At 66.8% G+C, this 17,745-nt stretch carries 12 protein-coding genes; 8 read left to right on the top strand and 4 right to left on the bottom strand.

The annotated features are described in order from the left end of the window. Positions 1–35 precede the first annotated feature (35 nt). Positions 36–1,229 (top strand): OprO/OprP family phosphate-selective porin, encoded by a 1,194-nt coding sequence (locus tag QFZ41_RS09405; protein ID WP_429200212.1) that lies wholly within the window; start codon positions 36–38, stop codon positions 1,227–1,229. Between the two features lie 17 nt (positions 1,230–1,246). Here QFZ41_RS09405 and QFZ41_RS09400 read toward each other — a convergent pair whose 3' ends face one another. From QFZ41_RS09400 to bglX, 3 genes are all read right to left on the bottom strand, one after another. Next, a complete protein-coding gene (locus QFZ41_RS09400) occupies positions 1,247–2,023 on the bottom strand; it encodes a 3-hydroxybutyrate dehydrogenase (protein ID WP_429198517.1) in 777 nt (258 codons plus the stop codon). Between the two features lie 90 nt (positions 2,024–2,113). Further along, positions 2,114–3,814: an alpha/beta hydrolase gene (locus tag QFZ41_RS09395; RefSeq protein WP_429198516.1), complete on the bottom strand. Its 1,701-nt coding sequence runs from the start codon at positions 3,812–3,814 to the stop codon at positions 2,114–2,116. A 110-nt stretch (positions 3,815–3,924) separates the two neighbouring features. Beyond that, positions 3,925–6,102 (bottom strand): beta-glucosidase BglX, encoded by a 2,178-nt coding sequence (bglX, locus tag QFZ41_RS09390; RefSeq protein ID WP_429198515.1) that lies wholly within the window; start codon positions 6,100–6,102, stop codon positions 3,925–3,927. 325 nt (positions 6,103–6,427) lie between these two features. Here bglX and QFZ41_RS09385 point away from each other — a divergent pair, with 325 nt between their 5' ends. The 7 genes from QFZ41_RS09385 (at position 6,428) to lanKC (ending at position 15,378) form a co-directional block, all read left to right on the top strand. Further along, the gene (locus QFZ41_RS09385; protein ID WP_429198514.1) at positions 6,428–6,739 is read left to right on the top strand and encodes an ATP-binding cassette domain-containing protein; all 312 of its coding nucleotides are present in this window, start codon (positions 6,428–6,430) and stop codon (positions 6,737–6,739) included. Beyond that, complete coding sequence (locus QFZ41_RS09380; protein WP_429198513.1) at positions 6,687–7,190, top strand: ABC transporter ATP-binding protein; 504 nt, start codon at positions 6,687–6,689, stop codon at positions 7,188–7,190. Before QFZ41_RS09385 ends, QFZ41_RS09380 begins: the two co-directional genes overlap by 53 nt. Positions 7,191–7,213: 23 nt before the next feature. Beyond that, positions 7,214–9,571 (top strand): ABC transporter permease, encoded by a 2,358-nt coding sequence (locus tag QFZ41_RS09375; protein ID WP_429198512.1) that lies wholly within the window; start codon positions 7,214–7,216, stop codon positions 9,569–9,571. Between the two features lie 11 nt (positions 9,572–9,582). Further along, the gene (locus tag QFZ41_RS09370; protein WP_429198511.1) at positions 9,583–10,956 is read left to right on the top strand and encodes a sigma-54-dependent transcriptional regulator; all 1,374 of its coding nucleotides are present in this window, start codon (positions 9,583–9,585) and stop codon (positions 10,954–10,956) included. A 64-nt stretch (positions 10,957–11,020) separates the two neighbouring features. Beyond that, positions 11,021–12,322, top strand: coding sequence for a sensor histidine kinase (locus QFZ41_RS09365; protein WP_429198510.1), 1,302 nt, complete (start codon positions 11,021–11,023; stop codon positions 12,320–12,322). A 208-nt stretch (positions 12,323–12,530) separates the two neighbouring features. After that, positions 12,531–12,659, top strand: coding sequence for a hypothetical protein (locus QFZ41_RS09360; RefSeq protein ID WP_429198509.1), 129 nt, complete (start codon positions 12,531–12,533; stop codon positions 12,657–12,659). A 37-nt stretch (positions 12,660–12,696) separates the two neighbouring features. Further along, positions 12,697–15,378, top strand: coding sequence for a class III lanthionine synthetase LanKC (gene lanKC, locus QFZ41_RS09355; protein ID WP_429198508.1), 2,682 nt, complete (start codon positions 12,697–12,699; stop codon positions 15,376–15,378). A 38-nt stretch (positions 15,379–15,416) separates the two neighbouring features. Here the strand turns inward: lanKC and QFZ41_RS09350 are convergent, their stop codons facing one another. Beyond that, positions 15,417–17,714: a TonB-dependent receptor gene (locus QFZ41_RS09350; RefSeq protein WP_429198507.1), complete on the bottom strand. Its 2,298-nt coding sequence runs from the start codon at positions 17,712–17,714 to the stop codon at positions 15,417–15,419. Positions 17,715–17,745 lie beyond the last annotated feature (31 nt).

Below are 17,745 nucleotides of genomic sequence, written 5' to 3'. Positions count from 1 at the left end.
CGTAAGCAGGCATCGTCGGCTTGCCTGGAAGGGGTATCCGCTTGAAGAAGTTCATCCTCGGCGCCGTCGCGCTGATCGCGCCCGTGCTCGCGGAGGCGGCCGATGCCGCACGCAACGATTACGACTGGCGCAGCAACTGGCCCACGCATTACGTGTTCGCCGATGGCACCGATATCGGTTTGTCGGTGAAGTACCAGTACGACCTCGACCGCTTTTCGCATGACGAGGGCACCTACGAGGACGCGCAGACCAACCGCCGCAAGGAGTTCGGCTTCTTCGTCCGCAAGAAGGGCGTGTACGACGCCACGGCGGTGTTCGATTTCCAGACGAAGACCTGGCTCGACGTGTTCTTTCGCCTGCAGAGCAAGGCCGTGCTGGGCAGCGATGCCGGGGCGGTGCGCCTCGGCTTCATGAAGACGCCGGTGGGCTTCGAGGGCAATACGAGCACGGGGAGCACCTCCTTCATGGAGACCTCGCTGCCGATGCAGGCCATCTACGCGAACCGGCGCCTCGGTATCGACTGGGCGCTCTCGCGCAAGGCTTACCTCGTGCAGCTCGGCTACTACAACGGCGGCAACCTCCAGGGCGATCTCGACGGCCACATGGTGGCTGGCCGTGCCGCCTGGACACCGTTGAACTCCCCCGGTGACGTCCTGCATATCGGTGGCTCGTTGTCGCGCGAAACACCCTACGGCTCGACCGATGGCCGTGGCATCCATACGCCGCCGAGCGTGCGCTTGCGCGCGTTGCCGGAGGCGGGTCTCGCCACCCAGCGCCTGATCGACTCGGGCGCGCTCCGGGTGGCCGAGCATGTCGACCGCCGCGGACTCGAGGCCTTGTGGATCGGCGGCCCGTGGTCCGTGCAGGGCGAATACCTGGACGCCCGGGTGAAGCTCGAGAACAAGCCAGCGTACAAGGCGCACGGTTGGTATGCGTTCGGCAGTTGGGTCGCCACGGGTGAGTCCCGTGCGTACAACGCCGGCAATGTCGGCGACGTGGTGCCCAAGGGCCCCTGGGGCGCATGGGAGTTCGTGCTCCGCTACAGCACGCTCGACCTCGACGATGGCGTCACGCTCGGCGGCACCGAGCACGACTGGACCCTCGGCGCGAACTGGTACCTCACGAAGTACCTCAAGTTGCAGGGCAACTACGTGCGCGCCATCAGTGACCGGCGTGACGTTCGCATCGATCCGCGCATCGTCGAGGTACGCGCCCAGATCATGTTCTGATCCGGCTCGCCACCGCTCTACTGCATGTGCCACCCGTGCGTCACGACCAGCGACTGGCCCGTCAGGGCGTTCGATCCGAAGCCCGCGAGGAACAGCGCGGCATCGGCGATATCTTCCAGCGTGGTGAACTCGCCATCGACGGTGTCGCGCAACATCACGTTGCGAATCACTTCGTCCTCGGACATTCCAAGTTCACGCGCCTGTTCCGGGATCTGCTTCTCGACCAGCGGCGTACGGACGAAGCCGGGGCAGATGACGTTCGAACGAATGCCGCTGGCGGCGCCCTCCTTCGCGATGACCCGCGCCAGGCCGAGCAGGCCGTGCTTGGCGGCGACATAGGGTGCCTTGAACTTGGACGCGACGTGCGAATGCGCGGATCCCATGAGGATGATCGACCCGCCACGGCCGGATGCGATCATCTGGCGCATGGCTGCGCGGCTGGTGAGGAACGCACCGTCCATGTGGATCGCCAGCATGCGTTTCCAGTCGGCGAAGGAAAGCTCGACCAGCGGCGAGATGATCTGTACTCCCGCATTGCTCACCAGGATGTCGACGGCGCCCAGTTCCCGCTCCGTGCGGGCGAAGCCCGACTCGACTTGTGCTTCGTCCGTGACATCCATGGCGATGCCGATGGCGTGCCCATGGATCTCCGCGGCGGCCTCGTCGGCCCGCTGATGGTCGATGTCGGCAACGGCCACTCGCGCTCCGGCTTTCGCGTATGCCGTGGCGATGGCGCGGCCGATGCCGCTGGCGGCGCCCGTGACGAGGGCGACCTTGCCGGTCAGGTCGTTCATTCGCGCATTCCGATAGCTGGTATGGCGACGATTATGCGCTTCACCGGCGGGCCACCGCATCGTACCAAGGTACGTGGCGGATCCATGCAGTCAGCTGTGGCGAAGGAGGGATTCCAGTTCGTCGCGCACTTCGCTTTCGGTCGGCGTGCCGTCCACATCCCGGCTTTGCCGGATCGCCGGCGTAGCCACGAAGTCGCATACCGACTCGTGCGGGTGGGGAGGCTCGCCGGTAAGCAGGAAACGGCCCACCGACTTCTCGACGCACGGTGTCGCGGATTGACCGAACAGCCCGTGCTGGCCTGCGCCGCGCGCAAGCACCAGGTAGGCCCCGGGCGATGCGTTGAAGGCCCTTATCGCCCCGCTTAGCGGCGTCGCCGGATCGAATTCCGAGTGGATCATCAACAAGGGCGGAGCTTTCGCCAGTCGCGCGAGGGATGGCCGCCACCGGGGCGCCGACGGCCAGTGGGCGCAAATCAGTCCCGTCAGGATCGCGCCACCGCCCGCGGCGGGATATTTCGTCGCGACGTCACTGGCGAGTGCCCGCAGTGCCTTCGTATCGTTCCGCCATGGCGTATCGCCGCAGACGACGGCCATGTACACGGAAAAGTCGACGACGGCGTCGACGGTCGGGTCGGTGGTCTCTTCGAGCAGGGGCGCAAGTTCCAGGGCCACGCGCCTGATCGCGTCATCCAGCGAGGGAATAGTGCTGAAGACATGATTCCGCACGCGTGACCTCAACCGCTCGCTGGTAGGTTTGGGATCGCCACGCATCCAGTCGGCCATGGTCAATGCGGCAACGAGATCGTGTGGCGTCGTGATCGCCCTGGCCCACGCCTGGAGCGCCTGGTAGGGCATGGCGCGAAATCGGGACATGACCTTGCGTGGATCGGTTCCGAGGCCGAACGCGCCGGGCCGCGCGAGCGCCGGACGCAAGGCCGTCCGCGCGAAGTCGACCTGGCGCTCCATGGGGTAGCTGTTCACCTGCTGCTCGAATGTGCCGGCATGGTTCATGACGGAATCCAGCACGATGCGGCCCGCGTGCTCCGGGTACATCGACGCATAGAAGGCGCCGACCCATGTCCCGTAAGAGATGCCGACGAAATGCAGCACGGGTTCACCCAGCACGCGCCGCGCATGTTCCATGTCGACGACGTGCTGCAACGTGCCGATGTACGGATGGAGCGGATCCTGACCACAGCTGTTCGCGTAGTCCCGGGCGGCGTGGACGAAGCCGGCCCAGTTCCAGTCGGCCAGGTAGACGGTCGGATCGTGCTCGCCAAGGAAGGCGGGATAGCGGCCGCATGCGAAGCGCGTGCCACCGCGCAACCCTCGCGGCACCACCGCGACAAGGTCGAAACGGTCCGCCAGGCGGCGCTTGTCGCCGTCCAGCGGATGATCGAGGGACCGCGAAGCCCACAGGCGCGCGGTGGGCGGAAGGAAGTCGAGCGGATTGGCGCCGGGGCCGCCGAAGTTGAAGAAGATGGAGCCTTCCCGCCGGTCGGGTTGCCCCGCCTTGACCCGAACCATTCCGATGGTGAACGAGCCTGCGTCCGGAACGGATTCATCCGCCGCCGCCAACATGCTGCCGCACTCGAGCCGGTCGCCCCAGGTGGTGATCCAGCGCTCGGTGACCATGTCGGACGCGCAGGGACCCCAGGTGATCGGTGACGCGTCATAGCGTGTGGGCGAGGTCACGGCGAGGGTGCACGAGGTGGCGACCGAGGCCACGCAAAAGGCGATGAATCGTCGGCCTCCGGGCGCGCGGCGGGAAGTCCCGGTTCGTTCCTTCATCGTGATGCTCCTTGTGGGGAGCGTACGCTAAGGCAACGATGGCGACCCGGGCAGCGGCGGGAGCGCAGGGTGACGTAGTCCCCCGCCGCGAAGTGCCATGGCTTATCGCATCACGGCTTCGAAAGGACGAAGGTCGCCGGGCTGCCCGTCGCCGACGAACCGGTGATCCACACCTGAAAATCGCCGGGTTCGGCCTCGAACGTCGTGCCGTCGCGATGCGTGAAAGCGAGGTCCCTGCGCGTCAGTTCGAAGGACACTTCTTCCGACGCGCCGGGAGCCAGCATGATCTTGCGGAACGCTTTCAGTTCGCGCACGGGCCGGACGCGACTGGCCACGCGGTCATGGATATACAGCTGCACGACCTCTTCACCCGCGATCTTCCCCGTGTTGGTCACGGTGGCCGATACGACGATGGTTTCGTTCCAGCCTATCCTCGCCTTCACCTGGGGCGGGCTGTACTCGAAACTCGTATAGCTGAGCCCGTGCCCGAAAGGATAAAGCGCCTCGAACGTGACTTCGCGATAGCGCGACTTGAACGCCGGGGGCTGGTCGGCGAGCTCCGGCCGCCCCGTGCGCAGGTGATTGTAGAAATACGGCTGCTGGCCGGAATCCTGCGGAAAGCTCACGGGAAGGCGCGCCGAGGGGTTGTAGTCACCGAAGACGACGTCGGCGATCGCCGGGCCCGTCTGGCTACCGAGGAACCAGGTGACGAGGATCGCGTTGGCCTCGCGCACGGCGCCGGTGAGCGCCAGGGCGCGGCCGTTCTTCAGTAGCACCACCACCGGCGTGCCCGCCGCGGCGACGGCTTCCGTCAGCGCCTGTTGTGCCGGCGGTACCACGATCTGCGTGCGCGATTGCGCTTCACCGGAATAGTTCTGCGGCTCGCCGATGGCGAGCAGCACCACGTCCGCCCGCTTGGCCGCGGCCACGGCGGCATCGATGCCGCCTTCGATGGCGTCTTCGAAGCCACAGCCCTCGACGACCTCGAGCGAATGCCCGTCCGCCAGCGCGTCACGCACGCCGGTCTCGATATTCACATGGCGCCGCTTGTCACCGAAGAGTGTCCAGCAGCCTTCGAGGTTGTCCACGTCGGATGCGAACGGCCCGATCAGCGCGACTTTCTGGCCGGCCTTGCGCAGTGGCAGCACGCCGTCGTTCTTGAGCATGACGATGGAGCGCCGCGCGGCGTCGCGCGCGAGCGCCGCGTGAGCGGCGTTCGGCGAGGTGTCCGCCTCGACGGACGGGTCGAGCGAACGGTACGGGTTGTCGAGCAGGCCGATCGCCTGCTTCACCGAAAGCACGCGCCGCACGCCTTCGTCGAGTACTTCCATCGGGACGTCGCCTTTCTCGACCAGGTCGGCCAGGTGCGCCGCATAGAAACCGCTCTGCATGCTCATGTCGACGCCGGCGAGGAAGGCCAGTCGCGCCGCGTCGCGCTCGTCGTCGGCGAAGCCGTGGGCGATCAGTTCCATGTCCGCCGTGTAGTCGGAAACGACGAGCCCCTTGAAGCCCCATTCGCCACGCAGGATATCCGTCATCAATTCCCGGTTGGCCGACGCCGGTACGCCATTGATGTCGTTGAACGCGCTCATGAAGGTGAGGGCGCCCGCATCCAGCGCCGCCTTGAAGGGCGGCAGGTGGACATCGCGCAGTGTCTGCGGCGCGATGTCCACGGCGTTGTATTCCATGCCGCCGGCGACGGCGCCATACGCGGCGAAGTGTTTTGGCGTGGCGAGGAGCGAGTCGTCCGCCGTCAGGTCGGGACCCTGGAAGCCACGCACGCGCGCGGCGGCGAACGCCGAACCCAGCACCACGTCTTCACCGGCACCTTCGGCCACCCGGCCCCAGCGCTGATCCCTGGCGATATCCACGGCGGGTGCGAACGTCCAGTGGACGCCCGCCGCGGTGGCTTCCACGGCGGTGGCGCGCGCGGTGCGTTCGGCGAGATCCGGTTCGAAACTGGCCGCTTCACCGAGCGGAATGGGGAAGACGGTGCGCATGCCGTGGATCACGTCGGCACCGAAAAGCAATGGGATGCCCAGCCGGCTCTCCTCCACGGCGACGCGCTGGGCTTCACGGCCTTCCGCCGCGCCCACACCGTTGAACAATGCGCCGACCCGTCCGGCACGGACCTGCTCCAGCACCTCGGCGGCGCCGCGCGCATTCGTCTCTGGATTGATGTCGGGGGCGAAGGGACGTACGGCATCGGCGAATACGCCCAACTGGCCGACCTTCTCTTCGAGGGTCATGCGGGCGAGCAGGTCTTCGATGCGGGGATCTCGGTTCATGAGCGGGGCCTTGGGGACGGAGCGACGGCGGGCGGAGCACGTCAAGCGGGCAAGGATACTGGCATCGGGCAACGAAGTGGCGACGTAAATGGCGTTACATGTAAACGATTACGTCGTTGGGACGCAATGTTTTCACAGGGGTGAAGAGGGTATGCCGGCCCCTCCCGGGGAAGAGGCGCGCATTCCTCGTCCCGGGGCCCCGGCGGGTCGATCGCTACGTCTTTCCGGCAGCGTTGGCGTCTTCTTGACACAGGACGGTATAGCGGCCGGGACAACGCCATGGACTGCGGCTAGGCTGGGTGAACCGCCGCACCGGAGTTCCGCGATGCAAGCGTACGCGCGGCCAGTCATCATCGAGATGCATGGCATCGGCAAGGTTTTCCACGCAGGGTCGATCGAGTGCCAGGTGCTGACCGACGTCCACCTCGCCATACGGCAGGGGGAATTCGTTTCGATCGCCGGTCCCTCGGGCTGCGGGAAGACCACGCTGTTGTCCCTGATGGGTCTTCTGGACGTGCCCAGCCATGGAGAATTCCGTTTCCGCGGCGAGTCGGTCGAGTCGCTGGGACGGGCGGAGCGCGCGCATGCGCAACCGCCACATCGGCTTCGTATTCCAGGCGTTCAACCTGATCGATGACCTGAGCGTGGCGGACAATGTCGCCCTGCCGCTGAGCTTCCGGAAGGACATGCCGGCGCGCGATCGCGCACGCCGGGTCGTCGAAGCACTGGGCAGCGTCGGCATGGCACATCGGATGCGCCATTATCCGGCGCAGCTGTCCGGCGGCCAGCAGCAGCGCGTGGCGGTGGCGCGGGCGCTGGCGGGCGACCCGTCGATCCTGCTTGCGGACGAACCGACCGGCAACCTCGACCTGCACAACGGCGAGACCGTGATGACCTTGCTGAGCCGCCTGCACGTCGCCGGCCGCACCATCTGCATGGTGACGCACGACGATCGCTTCGGTTCGATGGCCGATCGCACCATTCGGCTTCTCGACGGCAGGGTAGTCGACGAGAGCACGTTCAGGCAGTCGCAGAGCGAAGTGGAGTCGGGCCTCGACGAGCATCGGCACAGCGCGTCGTTCCCATGAAACGCCCCAGGCACATCGTTTATATGCCGCGGATCTTTCCGCGCCAGTCCGGTGCCCTCCTGCTGGCGTCGCTGACGCTGGCTATCGGGGTAGCCGCCCTGGTTGGTGCGCTCACGCTTCTGGACGCCGTCCTGCTGAGGCCGCCGCCGTGGCCGAACCACGCCAGCCTGGCGATCTACGGTGGCCGGACCGCGGACGATCCCATGCGGGCGATCTCGCCCAGGCTCTACAGCCTGGTGGGCGATCCTTCCATGGTGCTCTCGCGCGGCGCGGCGCGGATGCCCGAAGCGGTGAATGTCGTCCAGGGCCGTCATAGGGGCCTGCTGCGGGCACAACGTGTCGACCGCGGGTTTCTTCCCACGCTCGGCGTACTTCCGGCGCTTGGTCAGCGTATGAGCTTCCGCGCCGGACTGCCGGAGGTGCTGTTGTCGGATGCGTTGTGGCGGCGCTGGTTCGGAGCCGATGAAACGGCGATCGGCCGGATGTTGACCGTCGACGGACAACCGATGCGAATACGTGGCGTGCTGACTGCGGATTACCGGTTCTTCACCGACGTCGACCTGGTCCTGCCTTCGAGTCTTTCCACGGCGGCTTTCGACACCGGGGAAAACATGACCGCGATCGCCCGGGTGCCGGCCGGGAGCGTCGCGGCGTTATCCGCGCACATCGGGAACACGGCCGCGCGCAACGCCGCGAACCTCGGCCTGGGGCCCGCGGACACCCGGTGGTACGGCGCGACGCCCGTGGATGAATTGATGGCCCGCGGGGCAGGAACGACCATCTGGCTCAGCGTCGGCTGTGCCTTGCTCGTGCTTGTCGTGGCCGGCATGAACGTCTCCAACCTCATGCTCACCCGCGCGCTCGACAGGAGCCACGAAACGTCCTTGCTCTTCGCTCTGGGGGCGACGGGCTGGCGCCCCTGGATGCCGGCATTGGCCACCGCCCTGGCGATCGCGGTGCTCGCCGCGGTGGTGGGCGTGCTCGCCGGTCGCGTCCTGGTAGCCGTCTTCCATCCGCTCGTGCCGGAAAGTTGGCTGGCGTCGGCTGGCCCGCTGGAGCCAGGCCGCGGCGTGCTGGCCGTTGTTTTCGTCAGCACCCTGGCCGTCGCCTCGGTGGCGACGGTAGGCGCCGCGATCAGCGCCAGGGCGGAGCCCGCCCTGCGCCAGCACGTCGCCGTCACCGGCCATCCGGCCGGCGGGCTCGCAAAGCGCCGGATGTACTCGGCGATGACCATGGCGCAGACGGCACTGGCGACCTTGCTGCTTTGCGCCTCCGCGGCGGCGACGTTGCGTTGGTGGCGGCTCGACCAGCTTCCGCTGGGGTTCGACCATTCGCACGCCATGGTGATGGAGATGCGCGCCCCCGTCGCCTCTTACGCGGACCGCGAGGCTGTCGATGGTCTCTTGCGGAAGCTGCGCGCGAGGGCCTTGCAACTGCCGGGCGTCGAAACCATGGGATGGTCCACCCAGCTCCCCGTCGGCGATGGCTTCGTCATGCCGTTCCTTCGTCCAGGCGGCACCGTGGAGCGGTTGCAATACGTGGTGGTGACACCGGGCGCGCTGGAGTCGCTCGGACTGGAAAAGACCGGCGGCCGATGGATCGACGATGGCGACCGCGCCGACGCCGGGCCCGTCGTGATGGTGAACCGCGCCTACCTCGAACAGATGGACGGGCGCGGCATCGGCGGCACGGTGCATCCCGCATCCGGCGGGCCTGTCGCGCGCATCGTAGGGGTGGTCGCCAATACCGCGCTCGCCGGTCTCTCCGCACCGGCGGAACCGGCTGTCTTCGTTCCACTCGCGCAGGTCGATCGTGCGTCGTTCGGCATCGTCCGCCAGTGGACATCCTTTCACGCGGTGCTGCGGGGACGGAACGTGGGGCCCGTTACCGGTGACGCTTTCACGCGTATCGTGGCGGACGTCGCGCCATCGCTCTCCCCGGATAAAGGGCGTACCCTCGACGAGGTCGCGCGAGCCGCCTCGGCGGCTCCTCGTCGCGATGCCGTGCTCATGTCCCTGTTCGCCGCGTTCGCCGTGGCGCTCGCCAGCGTCGGACACTATTCGGTGCAGGCGGTCGACGTGATGTCGCGTCGCCGCATGTTCGCCTTGCGCAGCGCGCTGGGCGCGACTCCGGCCGAACTGATGGCGCAGGTAGTCAGGCGTGCGCTGGCTTGGGCCATCCCCGGCATTGCCGCGGGCTTGTCAGCCGCGTTCGCCCTGCATCGATGGTTGCTCACGGCGGAACCATTCCTCGGCATGCGCGACCCGTGGGTGATCGCCACGGTGGCACCCACGATGATCGCGGCCACGGTCGCCGCGGTGCTACTGCCCGCATGGCGGGCGGGCGCCGTGGAACCGTGGGGCGTCGTGCGCGTTAACTGAAAAGGACAGGTATGTATCGAGATCATGAAATCACGGTTCCCGTACTTGTCGTCGATGACGATCCGGACGTACGGCTGGCGATGCGGATGCTGTTGCGTTCGGAAGGCATTCCATCGGTCGAGGTAGATTCTCCGGCGGCGGCGCTCGATGCGGTCTCGCGGCGTGAATTCTCCTGCGCCCTCGTCGACCTGAACTACACCGCCGACACCACGTCCGGACACGAGGGTCTCGAACTCGTCGTACGGATTCGGGAAGATGCGCCGGAATTGCCGTTGGTTGCCATGACCGCCTGGGGAAGCATCGACGTGGCGGTGCAGGCGATGCGCCTGGGCGCCGCCGATTTCATCGAGAAGCCATGGAACAACGCGCGGATGATCCACACCTTGCGCAGCCAGATCGCCCTGGGCGAGATCCGTGAGGAGAACAGGCGCTTGCGCACGGAGACCGCCCTTGCGCGCCAGGCAGGGGACATGCTCCGCGTATGCGACTCGTCCGCCATGCGCCGCGTGGTCGAACTGATCGGAAGGATCGCCGTCGGCGACGCCAATGTGCTCATCCTTGGCGAAAACGGCACGGGGAAGTCGTTGTTCGCCCGCGAGATCCACGCGTTGTCCGGGCGCGCGGCACATCCGGTGATCCGCGTCGACATGGGTAGCCTGCCGGATGCTCGTTTCGCCGACGAGATGTTCGGCGAAGACAAGCCGGTGCCGCGATCCGGCCGCTTCGAGCTGGCGCACGGCGGAAGCCTGATCATGGAGGAAATAGCCAGCATCCACCCCCTGCAACAGGCAAAGCTGCTGCGCGTGCTCGAGGAGGGCGAACTGGAACGTGGCGGCACCATGCGTACGCGGCGTGTCGACGTGAGGATCATCTCCACGACCAACGCCGATCTCGATGCCGCCATACGCAGCGACCGGTTCCGCCGCGACCTGCTCTACCGGCTCAACGCCATGCAGGTCCGCTTGCCACCCTTGCGTGAGCGCCAGGACGACATCGTGCCGCTCGCCCGCCATTTCATGTTGCGCGACTGCCGGCGCCGCGGGCGTGGCGCGATGACGTTTTCGCCTTCCGCCGAGCGTGCGTTGAGAACCTACGACTGGCCGGGTAACGTGCGCGAACTGGAGCATGCGATCGAACGCGCCGCGCTGCTCGGCAACCATGACACGATCGATGCGGAAGGTCTCGCGCTCCGCCGCCTGAGCGACACGCCGATGGCGCTCGACAACCTCACCTTGCCGGAGGCCGAGGAACTCCTGGTCAGGAACGCGCTCGAGCGCAACGAGTACAACCTGCAACGCGCCGCCGATTCACTTGGCATATCGCGCCAGGCGCTGTATCGCCGCCTGGGGAAGCACAGGGCGAAGGGGACGGAGTTCATCGGATGAACCTTGCTGGTCTCCTTGTTCCCAGGTGCTAGGGAAATGGGTGCCTGCCGGGCATCCTTCCAGGATGCACCGCGATACCGTCCGTTGGGCGGGCATCGTGCTGCTGCCGATGATCGCGGCCGGGGGCGTGCTGGCGCTGGTCGATGGGCTTCCGTGGCCGATGCGCACGAGCGCTTTCTCCATCGGGCTGGGGTTGACGCTTCTGCTGGGCTGGCTCGCGGGGCGTCGCGTGCTGGGAACGCTGGATGTGGTGTCCGACCTGCTCGGGGCCTTGCGCGAGGGCGACTGGGGCATGCGGGGCAGGGTCCGTCCCGGCTACGATCCCTTGCAGGACCTGGTCGCCGACGTGAACCTGCTTTCCGACGAACTGCGCGAGGGACGGAGGAAGCGGGCTGAAACCTCGCGCTTCCTGGGCAAGACGCTCATCGCGCTGGGCGATCCGGTATTCGTCGTCGACGAAGACGACACCTTGCGCCTCATCAATCCCGCCGCCCGCAAGCTCATCGGCGCGGAAAGGACGGCGGTCATAGGCCGTCACCTGGGGCCGCTCGGACTTGCCGAAGTGCTCGCCGCGCCCGACAACGCCGTCTTCAACTGGCGCTTCCCCGGCGGAAGCGGACGCTGGTCCATACGCCGCGCCTCGTGGCGCAGCGAGGGGCGGCAGCACCGGCTGGTCATGCTGCGCGATCTTCGCGTCGCATTGGGCGAGGAAGAGCGGCGGGCGTGGCAGCGCCTGATCCGTGTGCTGAGCCATGAGTTGAACAATTCGCTCACTCCGATCGGCTCACTGGCAGGCAGTCTCTCGACCCTCCTGGCGGACCGTGATGTGGCCGAGGCGAGGGAGGAGTTGCGGATCGGCCTGGAAGTCATCGAGCGACGCGCCATATCCCTGGCCCGTTTCCTTTCCGGTTACGGCAAGCTCGCGCGGCTTCCGCCGCCGCAACCGAAGGGTTTTCGCCTGGACCACACGCTCGCCAGGCTGGCGATGCTGGACCGGCGCCTGCCCGTGGAGGTCGGCGGCTCGGAGGCCGTGGCCATGAGCGGCGACGAGGACCAGCTGACGCAGGCTTTCATCAACCTCCTGCGTAACGCCGTCGAGGCGGCGCTTCCCGTCTCGGGCACCGTCCGGTTGGACTGGCGGGTGGAGGGGCGCCATGTCCGCGTGGTCATCGAGGACAGCGGTACAGGCTTGCCCTCCAGCGACGCACTGTTCGTTCCGTTCTTCACCACGAAGCCGGAAGGATCGGGTATCGGCCTCAGTCTTACCCGCCTGATCGTCGAAGCCCACGGTGGCACCGTGGAACTCGCCGCGAGGGCCGGCGGCGTGGGAGCCGTCGCCACGGTCCGGCTTCCCCTTGGCGACTGAAGCGGCGTCCGGAAACGGACGCGCTCGTTCATTTCCGGACATCGGATCGACCGCTTTCGATGCGGCATGAAAGAAACATGCAGGGCGCGTGAAGAAACCGGTCCCACGCAGGCGCCGCCTCATTGCCGCCGACGGCCGCGGTACCTAGATTCGCCGTGCACCCGCGCCCCGCGGGTGCGGAACCCGATACCGATGAGAGAGGTGTGGCATGGAACGGATACTGGATCTTCAGCGCCTGTTGGCGGAAATGGACTCCGCCGACGTGACGAACACCAACTACAGCAGCTGCAGCCATCGCGCCTGCTCGACCGCTAACTCGGATGGATTCGAGGACTGAACCACCCCCGCCAAACCTTCACGGGAAGCACCGAAGCATGGAGCGACGTACCGAACTGATGCACTACACCGCGATCGATCGTGAGTTCTTCGAGCCCTATGGAAGACACGTCATCGATCCGGCGGATTTCGTCGACCCGGTGCGAAAGATCGTTCCGGATCACTGGGAGATGCGGCGCTCCGGCATCTGGATGCATTGCGCGCCGCCGGACGCCGCCTTGCCGGCCCAGGGATGGAAGATACACATCTCGTCGGTCGCCTCGACCGCCCGTATCGTCCTTTCGATCGCGGCGGCGATGCTGGCCGCCGCGGGCGTCGCCTTCAAGTTCGCGGCGGATGCGCGGATACATGCCGCGGTCAACGGGAAGCGTTGGCCTCGCGGCGGCTCGGGTAAGTTCATCACCGTCTATCCGCGTGATGCCACCGACTTCCGCGGCATCATCGACGATCTCCACGTCGCGCTATCCGGATACGCCGGACCCTACATACTGAGCGACCGGCGTTACCGCGATTCGCGCGTCCTCTATTACCGTTACGGCGGTATCGCGGGCGGATACCGTGTCGCGGCGGACAGCCGCCACGAGTGGCTGTTGCGCGGGCCGGACGGGCAGCTGGAGCCGGACGAGCGCAAACCGTACTTCCACCTCCCCGACTGGCTGCGCGATCCCTTCCCGCGGGAGGAAGCGGGCGACCCGCGCGGTACCGCGCTGCTGGGTGGAGGTCGCTACCGCATCAAGCGTCCCTTGTCGTTCTCGGCGGCCGGAGGGATATACCTGGCCGACGATCTCGACGAAGGCCGGTCCGTCATCGTGAAAGAGGCACGCCCCTTCATCGGGGGAGGTGACACGGCGACGGCGATGCTGCGCAAGGAGTACCGGCTATTGCGCCGGCTGGCGCCCCTGCGCATCGCTCCGGCGCCGGTCGCCTACTTCCAGGACTGGGAACATAGCTACCTCGTAGAGGAATACGTGGAGGGCGATACGTTGCGCAGCTGGCTGGCGCGCCGTTACCCGTGGTTGAAGGTGCGCGCGACCCGTGGGGATGTCGCCGGCTTCCTCGACGAAGTCGTGGCCGTCTTCACCAGCATCGCCTTGAACCTCGAACGGCTGCATGCCGCGGGTATCTCGATGGGGGACTTGTCGTTCCACAACTGCATCGTCACCCCCGATGGCGGTACGCGGCTCATCGACCTGGAATCGGCGGTCGAGGAGGGTCTGGACCATCCCATGGACGTGCGAACGCCTGGGTTCGCATCCCCGACGCCGACGCGTGGCACCCCTGCGGATGCCCTGGCTGAAGATATATATGCCTTCGGTGCGAACCTTGCCGCCGCGATCATGCCCATCAATGCGATGCTGCCACTGGACAGGAGTGCCGCGCTCCGATTCGCGCACCGCGTGTCGATGGACATGGGCTATCCGGATGCCTTCGCCAACGCCATCGAATGCTTTCTTGCCAACGACACGGCCCGGCGACCCCCGCCCCTGGTGGCCATGGCGTCGTTGCGCGAGTCGCTTGACGCGCTGCCTCGCGATACCGTACCCGTCCCATACCGCGTGTCATCAGTCGATACCACCGCCGACGCGGCGGCCGCCTTGTTCGCCTATATCGACGAAAGTGCGTGCGGAGCCCGCGCGGATCGCTACGTGCCCGCCGGCCCCGAGGTTTTCGAAACACATCCCTGGGGCGTGGCGCACGGTGCCGCTGGCGTGCTGCACGCGTACTTGCGCGGAGGCAGGCCGGCACCGGAGGGCTTGCTGGCATATGTGCTGGATGGCTGCCGGCGAGCGAAAGACCGCGGCGAAAGCCTCATGTATGGCGACGCGGGCATTTCCTGGGTGTTGTTCGACGCGCACGCGCATGCCGAGGCGGTGTCGCTGCTCCGAAGGCCGTCGGGCGAACGCCTCCGCGAGCGTCATGGCCTCCATGACGGGCTGGCGGGTTGGGGGCTCGCGAGGATGAAGGCGTGGCACGAAACCACCGATGCGGCGTTCCTCGCCGACGCGTGCGGCGCCGGTGACATGCTCCTGCGCGACGCGCGCATCGACAAGGGCATGCTGCACTGGCCTCGCGGTACGACACAACCGGTCGGCCTCGCCCACGGTGCTTCTGGCATCGCGCTGTTCCTCTTGCACCTGCACGTAGCCACCGGTGACGGGCGCTATCTTCGTGGTGCGCGTGACGGCCTCGCTTTCGACCTGGCACAACGTGGCATCAATCCGGATGGCGCGGCGACGTGGCCCGCCGAGGTCGGCGGCGCGACGCTCTTTCCGTACCTTCGAAACGGGACGGCGGGGATCCTCGCCGTCGTCGCGCGGTTCTTCGCCTGCACGGGCGACATCCGCTATCGCGATATCGTGATCGACGCGGAAGGTGACCTGCTGCGGCGTCATGCCCTGTCGCCCGGCGTACACGACGGACTTGCCGGTATCGGCGAGACACTGCTCGACCTCGCCACCCTGCTTCCGGAACGGGCACCGGTCTACAGGGAAGCGGCGCACGGCATCGCGCGGGGCATCGAACCGTTCCTGGTGCGACGTCCCGGCGGTCTCGCGGTTCCCGGCGCGGAACTACTCCGCCTGAGTTGCGACCTGGCAACCGGAAACGCCGGCGTGGGAGCCTTCTTCGACCGTCTCTGGCGGGGCGGGCCGGCGTCTTTCATGCTCGACGAGCACATGCCGGCGGCCGCGCGGGAGCGTGCCGTGGAGGTGGCGGCATGACCGGCAGGCGGCGGCGCCCTAACGCCGCCGCCTGCCGGTCAGAGGCGGAAGGTAGCCTCCATCAGCCAGGTTCGCGAAGGGTAGGGGTAGTACACGTAATAGCGGCGGTCGGTGAGGTTATCGACACCGATGCCAAGCTCGACGTGCGGACTCATCTTCCAGTTGAGTTTCGCATCGAATACGAGGAAATCGCTGGCGCCGCCGAACGTGTCCGGATTCACATCGCTGTGGTCGAGCGTGTTGTACTGCCGCCCCGAGTAGCGCCCGGCCAGCACCAGCGAAAACCGTTCGGTCGCGCGCCAGGTGGCGATGACGTTCGCCCGCCAGCGCGGTATGCGATAGAACTGTTTTCCCTCGGAGCCCGGGTTGCGGGTGTTTCGCACGGTCGTCGCTTGCGTATACGCCGCGTTGGCTGTCAGGTCGAATCCCTGCCACAGGACGTCGCGCCCGTCGTAACTCAGCTCCGCGCCGCGCGTGCGCACGAGATCCACGTTCTGCACGCTGGTGACATTGGGAAACACGGTGGTGTCGGTCTGGCTGAACAACGTGTCCCGCGTGTCGCTGCGGTAGAGCGTGAAGCGGGTAAGGCTGTTCTCCCGGTACCATTCAACCGACAGCTCGCGCGAGAGATCGTTTTCGGGCTTCAGGTCCGGATCGTTGTTGATCAGCGAGATGCCGTTGAAACTCCCCTGGAACAGTTCGTTGACCGTCGGGAAACGATAGGCCCGGGCCCCCGAGAGCCGCATCACCACGTTGTCGGCCACGTTCCACGCCAGCGACGCCTTGGGCGATGTGTGCGATTCGTCGCGCGCGGGATAGCCGGTCGACGCGGCACCCGTCGTGCGCGATCCGCCGAAGGCACGCCACTGCTCGTATCGCGCACCCACCGTCAGGCGCCACCGGTCGTCGAGCTGCCACGCGTCCTGGAGGTATACCGCCTGCGTCTGGGTGCTGCCGCCGTTGGCGGCGGTGAGCGCACCCGCGCCTCCCGTGCGCCACTGCGCGAGCGTGTAGCTGGCGTTGTCGAGCCGGTAACCATCGAAGTGGTATCCGAAGCTCACGGTATGCGTGTTCGGCGAGAGCGAATCCGGCGTGTGGCTGGCGCGAAGGTCGAACGTGCGCCAGCGGCTGCCGTCCCCGGCGGTCAGCAGGCCCGGGCCATCGTAGGTCACCCCGGAAGCCACGCGGTCGCGGTTGCGGCCCATGTCGAACAGCGAGGCATCGGTCTCGATGTTCCATCCGTTTTTCCGGTGAGTCCCTAGTGAAACACCGTAGAGCGTATTTTGACTCTGCCGCGTGCTGGGAGCGAAGAAGTTCGCGGGAATCGTGTACTGGCGGCCGTCGATCGTGACGGGACCCGACCAGACGGGGTTGCCGTTGCCGTCGCGCAGGAAGGTTTCCGTGCGATGCGACAGGTCCTGCTTCCAGTAGCCGGCGGTGAACGCGCCGGTCACCTCGGGCGTGAAATCGTAGCTGAGCCGCAGGTGCGCCTCGTCTTGGCTGGTCGCTTCCTGTCCCTCGCTGTTGATGCCCAGCACTTCACGCGGCAAGCCATTCGCGCCCGTATCGGCGATCGCGCCCGTGACGGAATTCGACGCGCCGCGCAGCGCGGAACGGTTCTGCGTCGCGTAGACCAGCGGCTGCCCATTCGATTGCAGGTGCGCGACGCCGAGGAGGAAGGCGAAGCGGCCGGAACGGTCGCCTATCGTCGCGCTCTGCCGGCTGCCGCCGTAGTCGCGGTCCACGCCGTAGGTATCGACGTGCTGGGTGAACGCCTGCACCTGGCCCGAGACTTCCAGCTTCTCGGGCATGCGCGTGGTCATGAGCACCGTCGCGCCGATGGCGTTCCCGGGATACAGCGCGGAATAGGCGCCGTAGATCACCTCCACGCGCGCCAGGTTCTCCGGAAACGCCATGGACCAGCGGGGTGGATTCGCCCAGTTGTTGCCAAGCAGGTTGGAGAGCAGCAGGCCGTCGAGGTAGACGAGTCCCCGTGCACTTTGCTGGTTGCTCGTGCCACGTACGGAGAAGGTGGCGTTCTCGTCACCGCTGAAGCGTTTGCGGATGCCGAAGGAAGGCAGGTACTTCAAGGCGTCTTCGGTATTGACGATGGCGAGCCGGTCGAGTTGTGCGGCGCTGATGGTCTCCACCGCGGAAGGCATGTCGGGATCGACGGTGCTGGCATGGCTGGCGGCCGAGACGCGCACCTCGCGCAGCGTCGTCGTGCGCTGCGGCTCGTCGATGCCATCGGTGGCATGCACCGTGAGCGGAGAGGTGCCGATGACGCAGACGATGGCACGCGCGAGCGCGCGTCCATGATAGGGAAGCAGAGGCATGGGAGCAGGGTCCGTGGTCGTTGGCGTACGT

This window comes from Luteibacter sp. W1I16 (assembly GCF_050434905.1).
Classification (GTDB): domain Bacteria; phylum Pseudomonadota; class Gammaproteobacteria; order Xanthomonadales; family Rhodanobacteraceae; genus Luteibacter.
This window is presented reverse-complemented; position numbering and strand designations above follow the sequence as displayed.

Excerpts from the sequence above, each read along its gene's own strand:
- QFZ41_RS09370 (WP_429198511.1), top strand. The coding sequence starts at position 9,583 with ATGTATCGAGATCATGAAATCACGGTTCCCGTACTTGTCGTCGATGAC.
- bglX (WP_429198515.1), bottom strand. The coding sequence starts at position 6,102 with ATGAACCGAGATCCCCGCATCGAAGACCTGCTCGCCCGCATGACCCTC.
- QFZ41_RS09400 (WP_429198517.1), bottom strand. The coding sequence starts at position 2,023 with ATGAACGACCTGACCGGCAAGGTCGCCCTCGTCACGGGCGCCGCCAGC.
- lanKC (WP_429198508.1), top strand. The coding sequence starts at position 12,697 with ATGGAGCGACGTACCGAACTGATGCACTACACCGCGATCGATCGTGAG.
- QFZ41_RS09350 (WP_429198507.1), bottom strand. The coding sequence starts at position 17,714 with ATGCCTCTGCTTCCCTATCATGGACGCGCGCTCGCGCGTGCCATCGTC.
- QFZ41_RS09395 (WP_429198516.1), bottom strand. The coding sequence starts at position 3,814 with ATGAAGGAACGAACCGGGACTTCCCGCCGCGCGCCCGGAGGCCGACGA.
- QFZ41_RS09375 (WP_429198512.1), top strand. The coding sequence starts at position 7,214 with ATGCCGCGGATCTTTCCGCGCCAGTCCGGTGCCCTCCTGCTGGCGTCG.
- QFZ41_RS09385 (WP_429198514.1), top strand. The coding sequence starts at position 6,428 with ATGCAAGCGTACGCGCGGCCAGTCATCATCGAGATGCATGGCATCGGC.
- QFZ41_RS09380 (WP_429198513.1), top strand. The coding sequence starts at position 6,687 with ATGCGCAACCGCCACATCGGCTTCGTATTCCAGGCGTTCAACCTGATC.
- QFZ41_RS09365 (WP_429198510.1), top strand. The coding sequence starts at position 11,021 with ATGCACCGCGATACCGTCCGTTGGGCGGGCATCGTGCTGCTGCCGATG.
- QFZ41_RS09360 (WP_429198509.1), top strand. The coding sequence starts at position 12,531 with ATGGAACGGATACTGGATCTTCAGCGCCTGTTGGCGGAAATGGACTCC.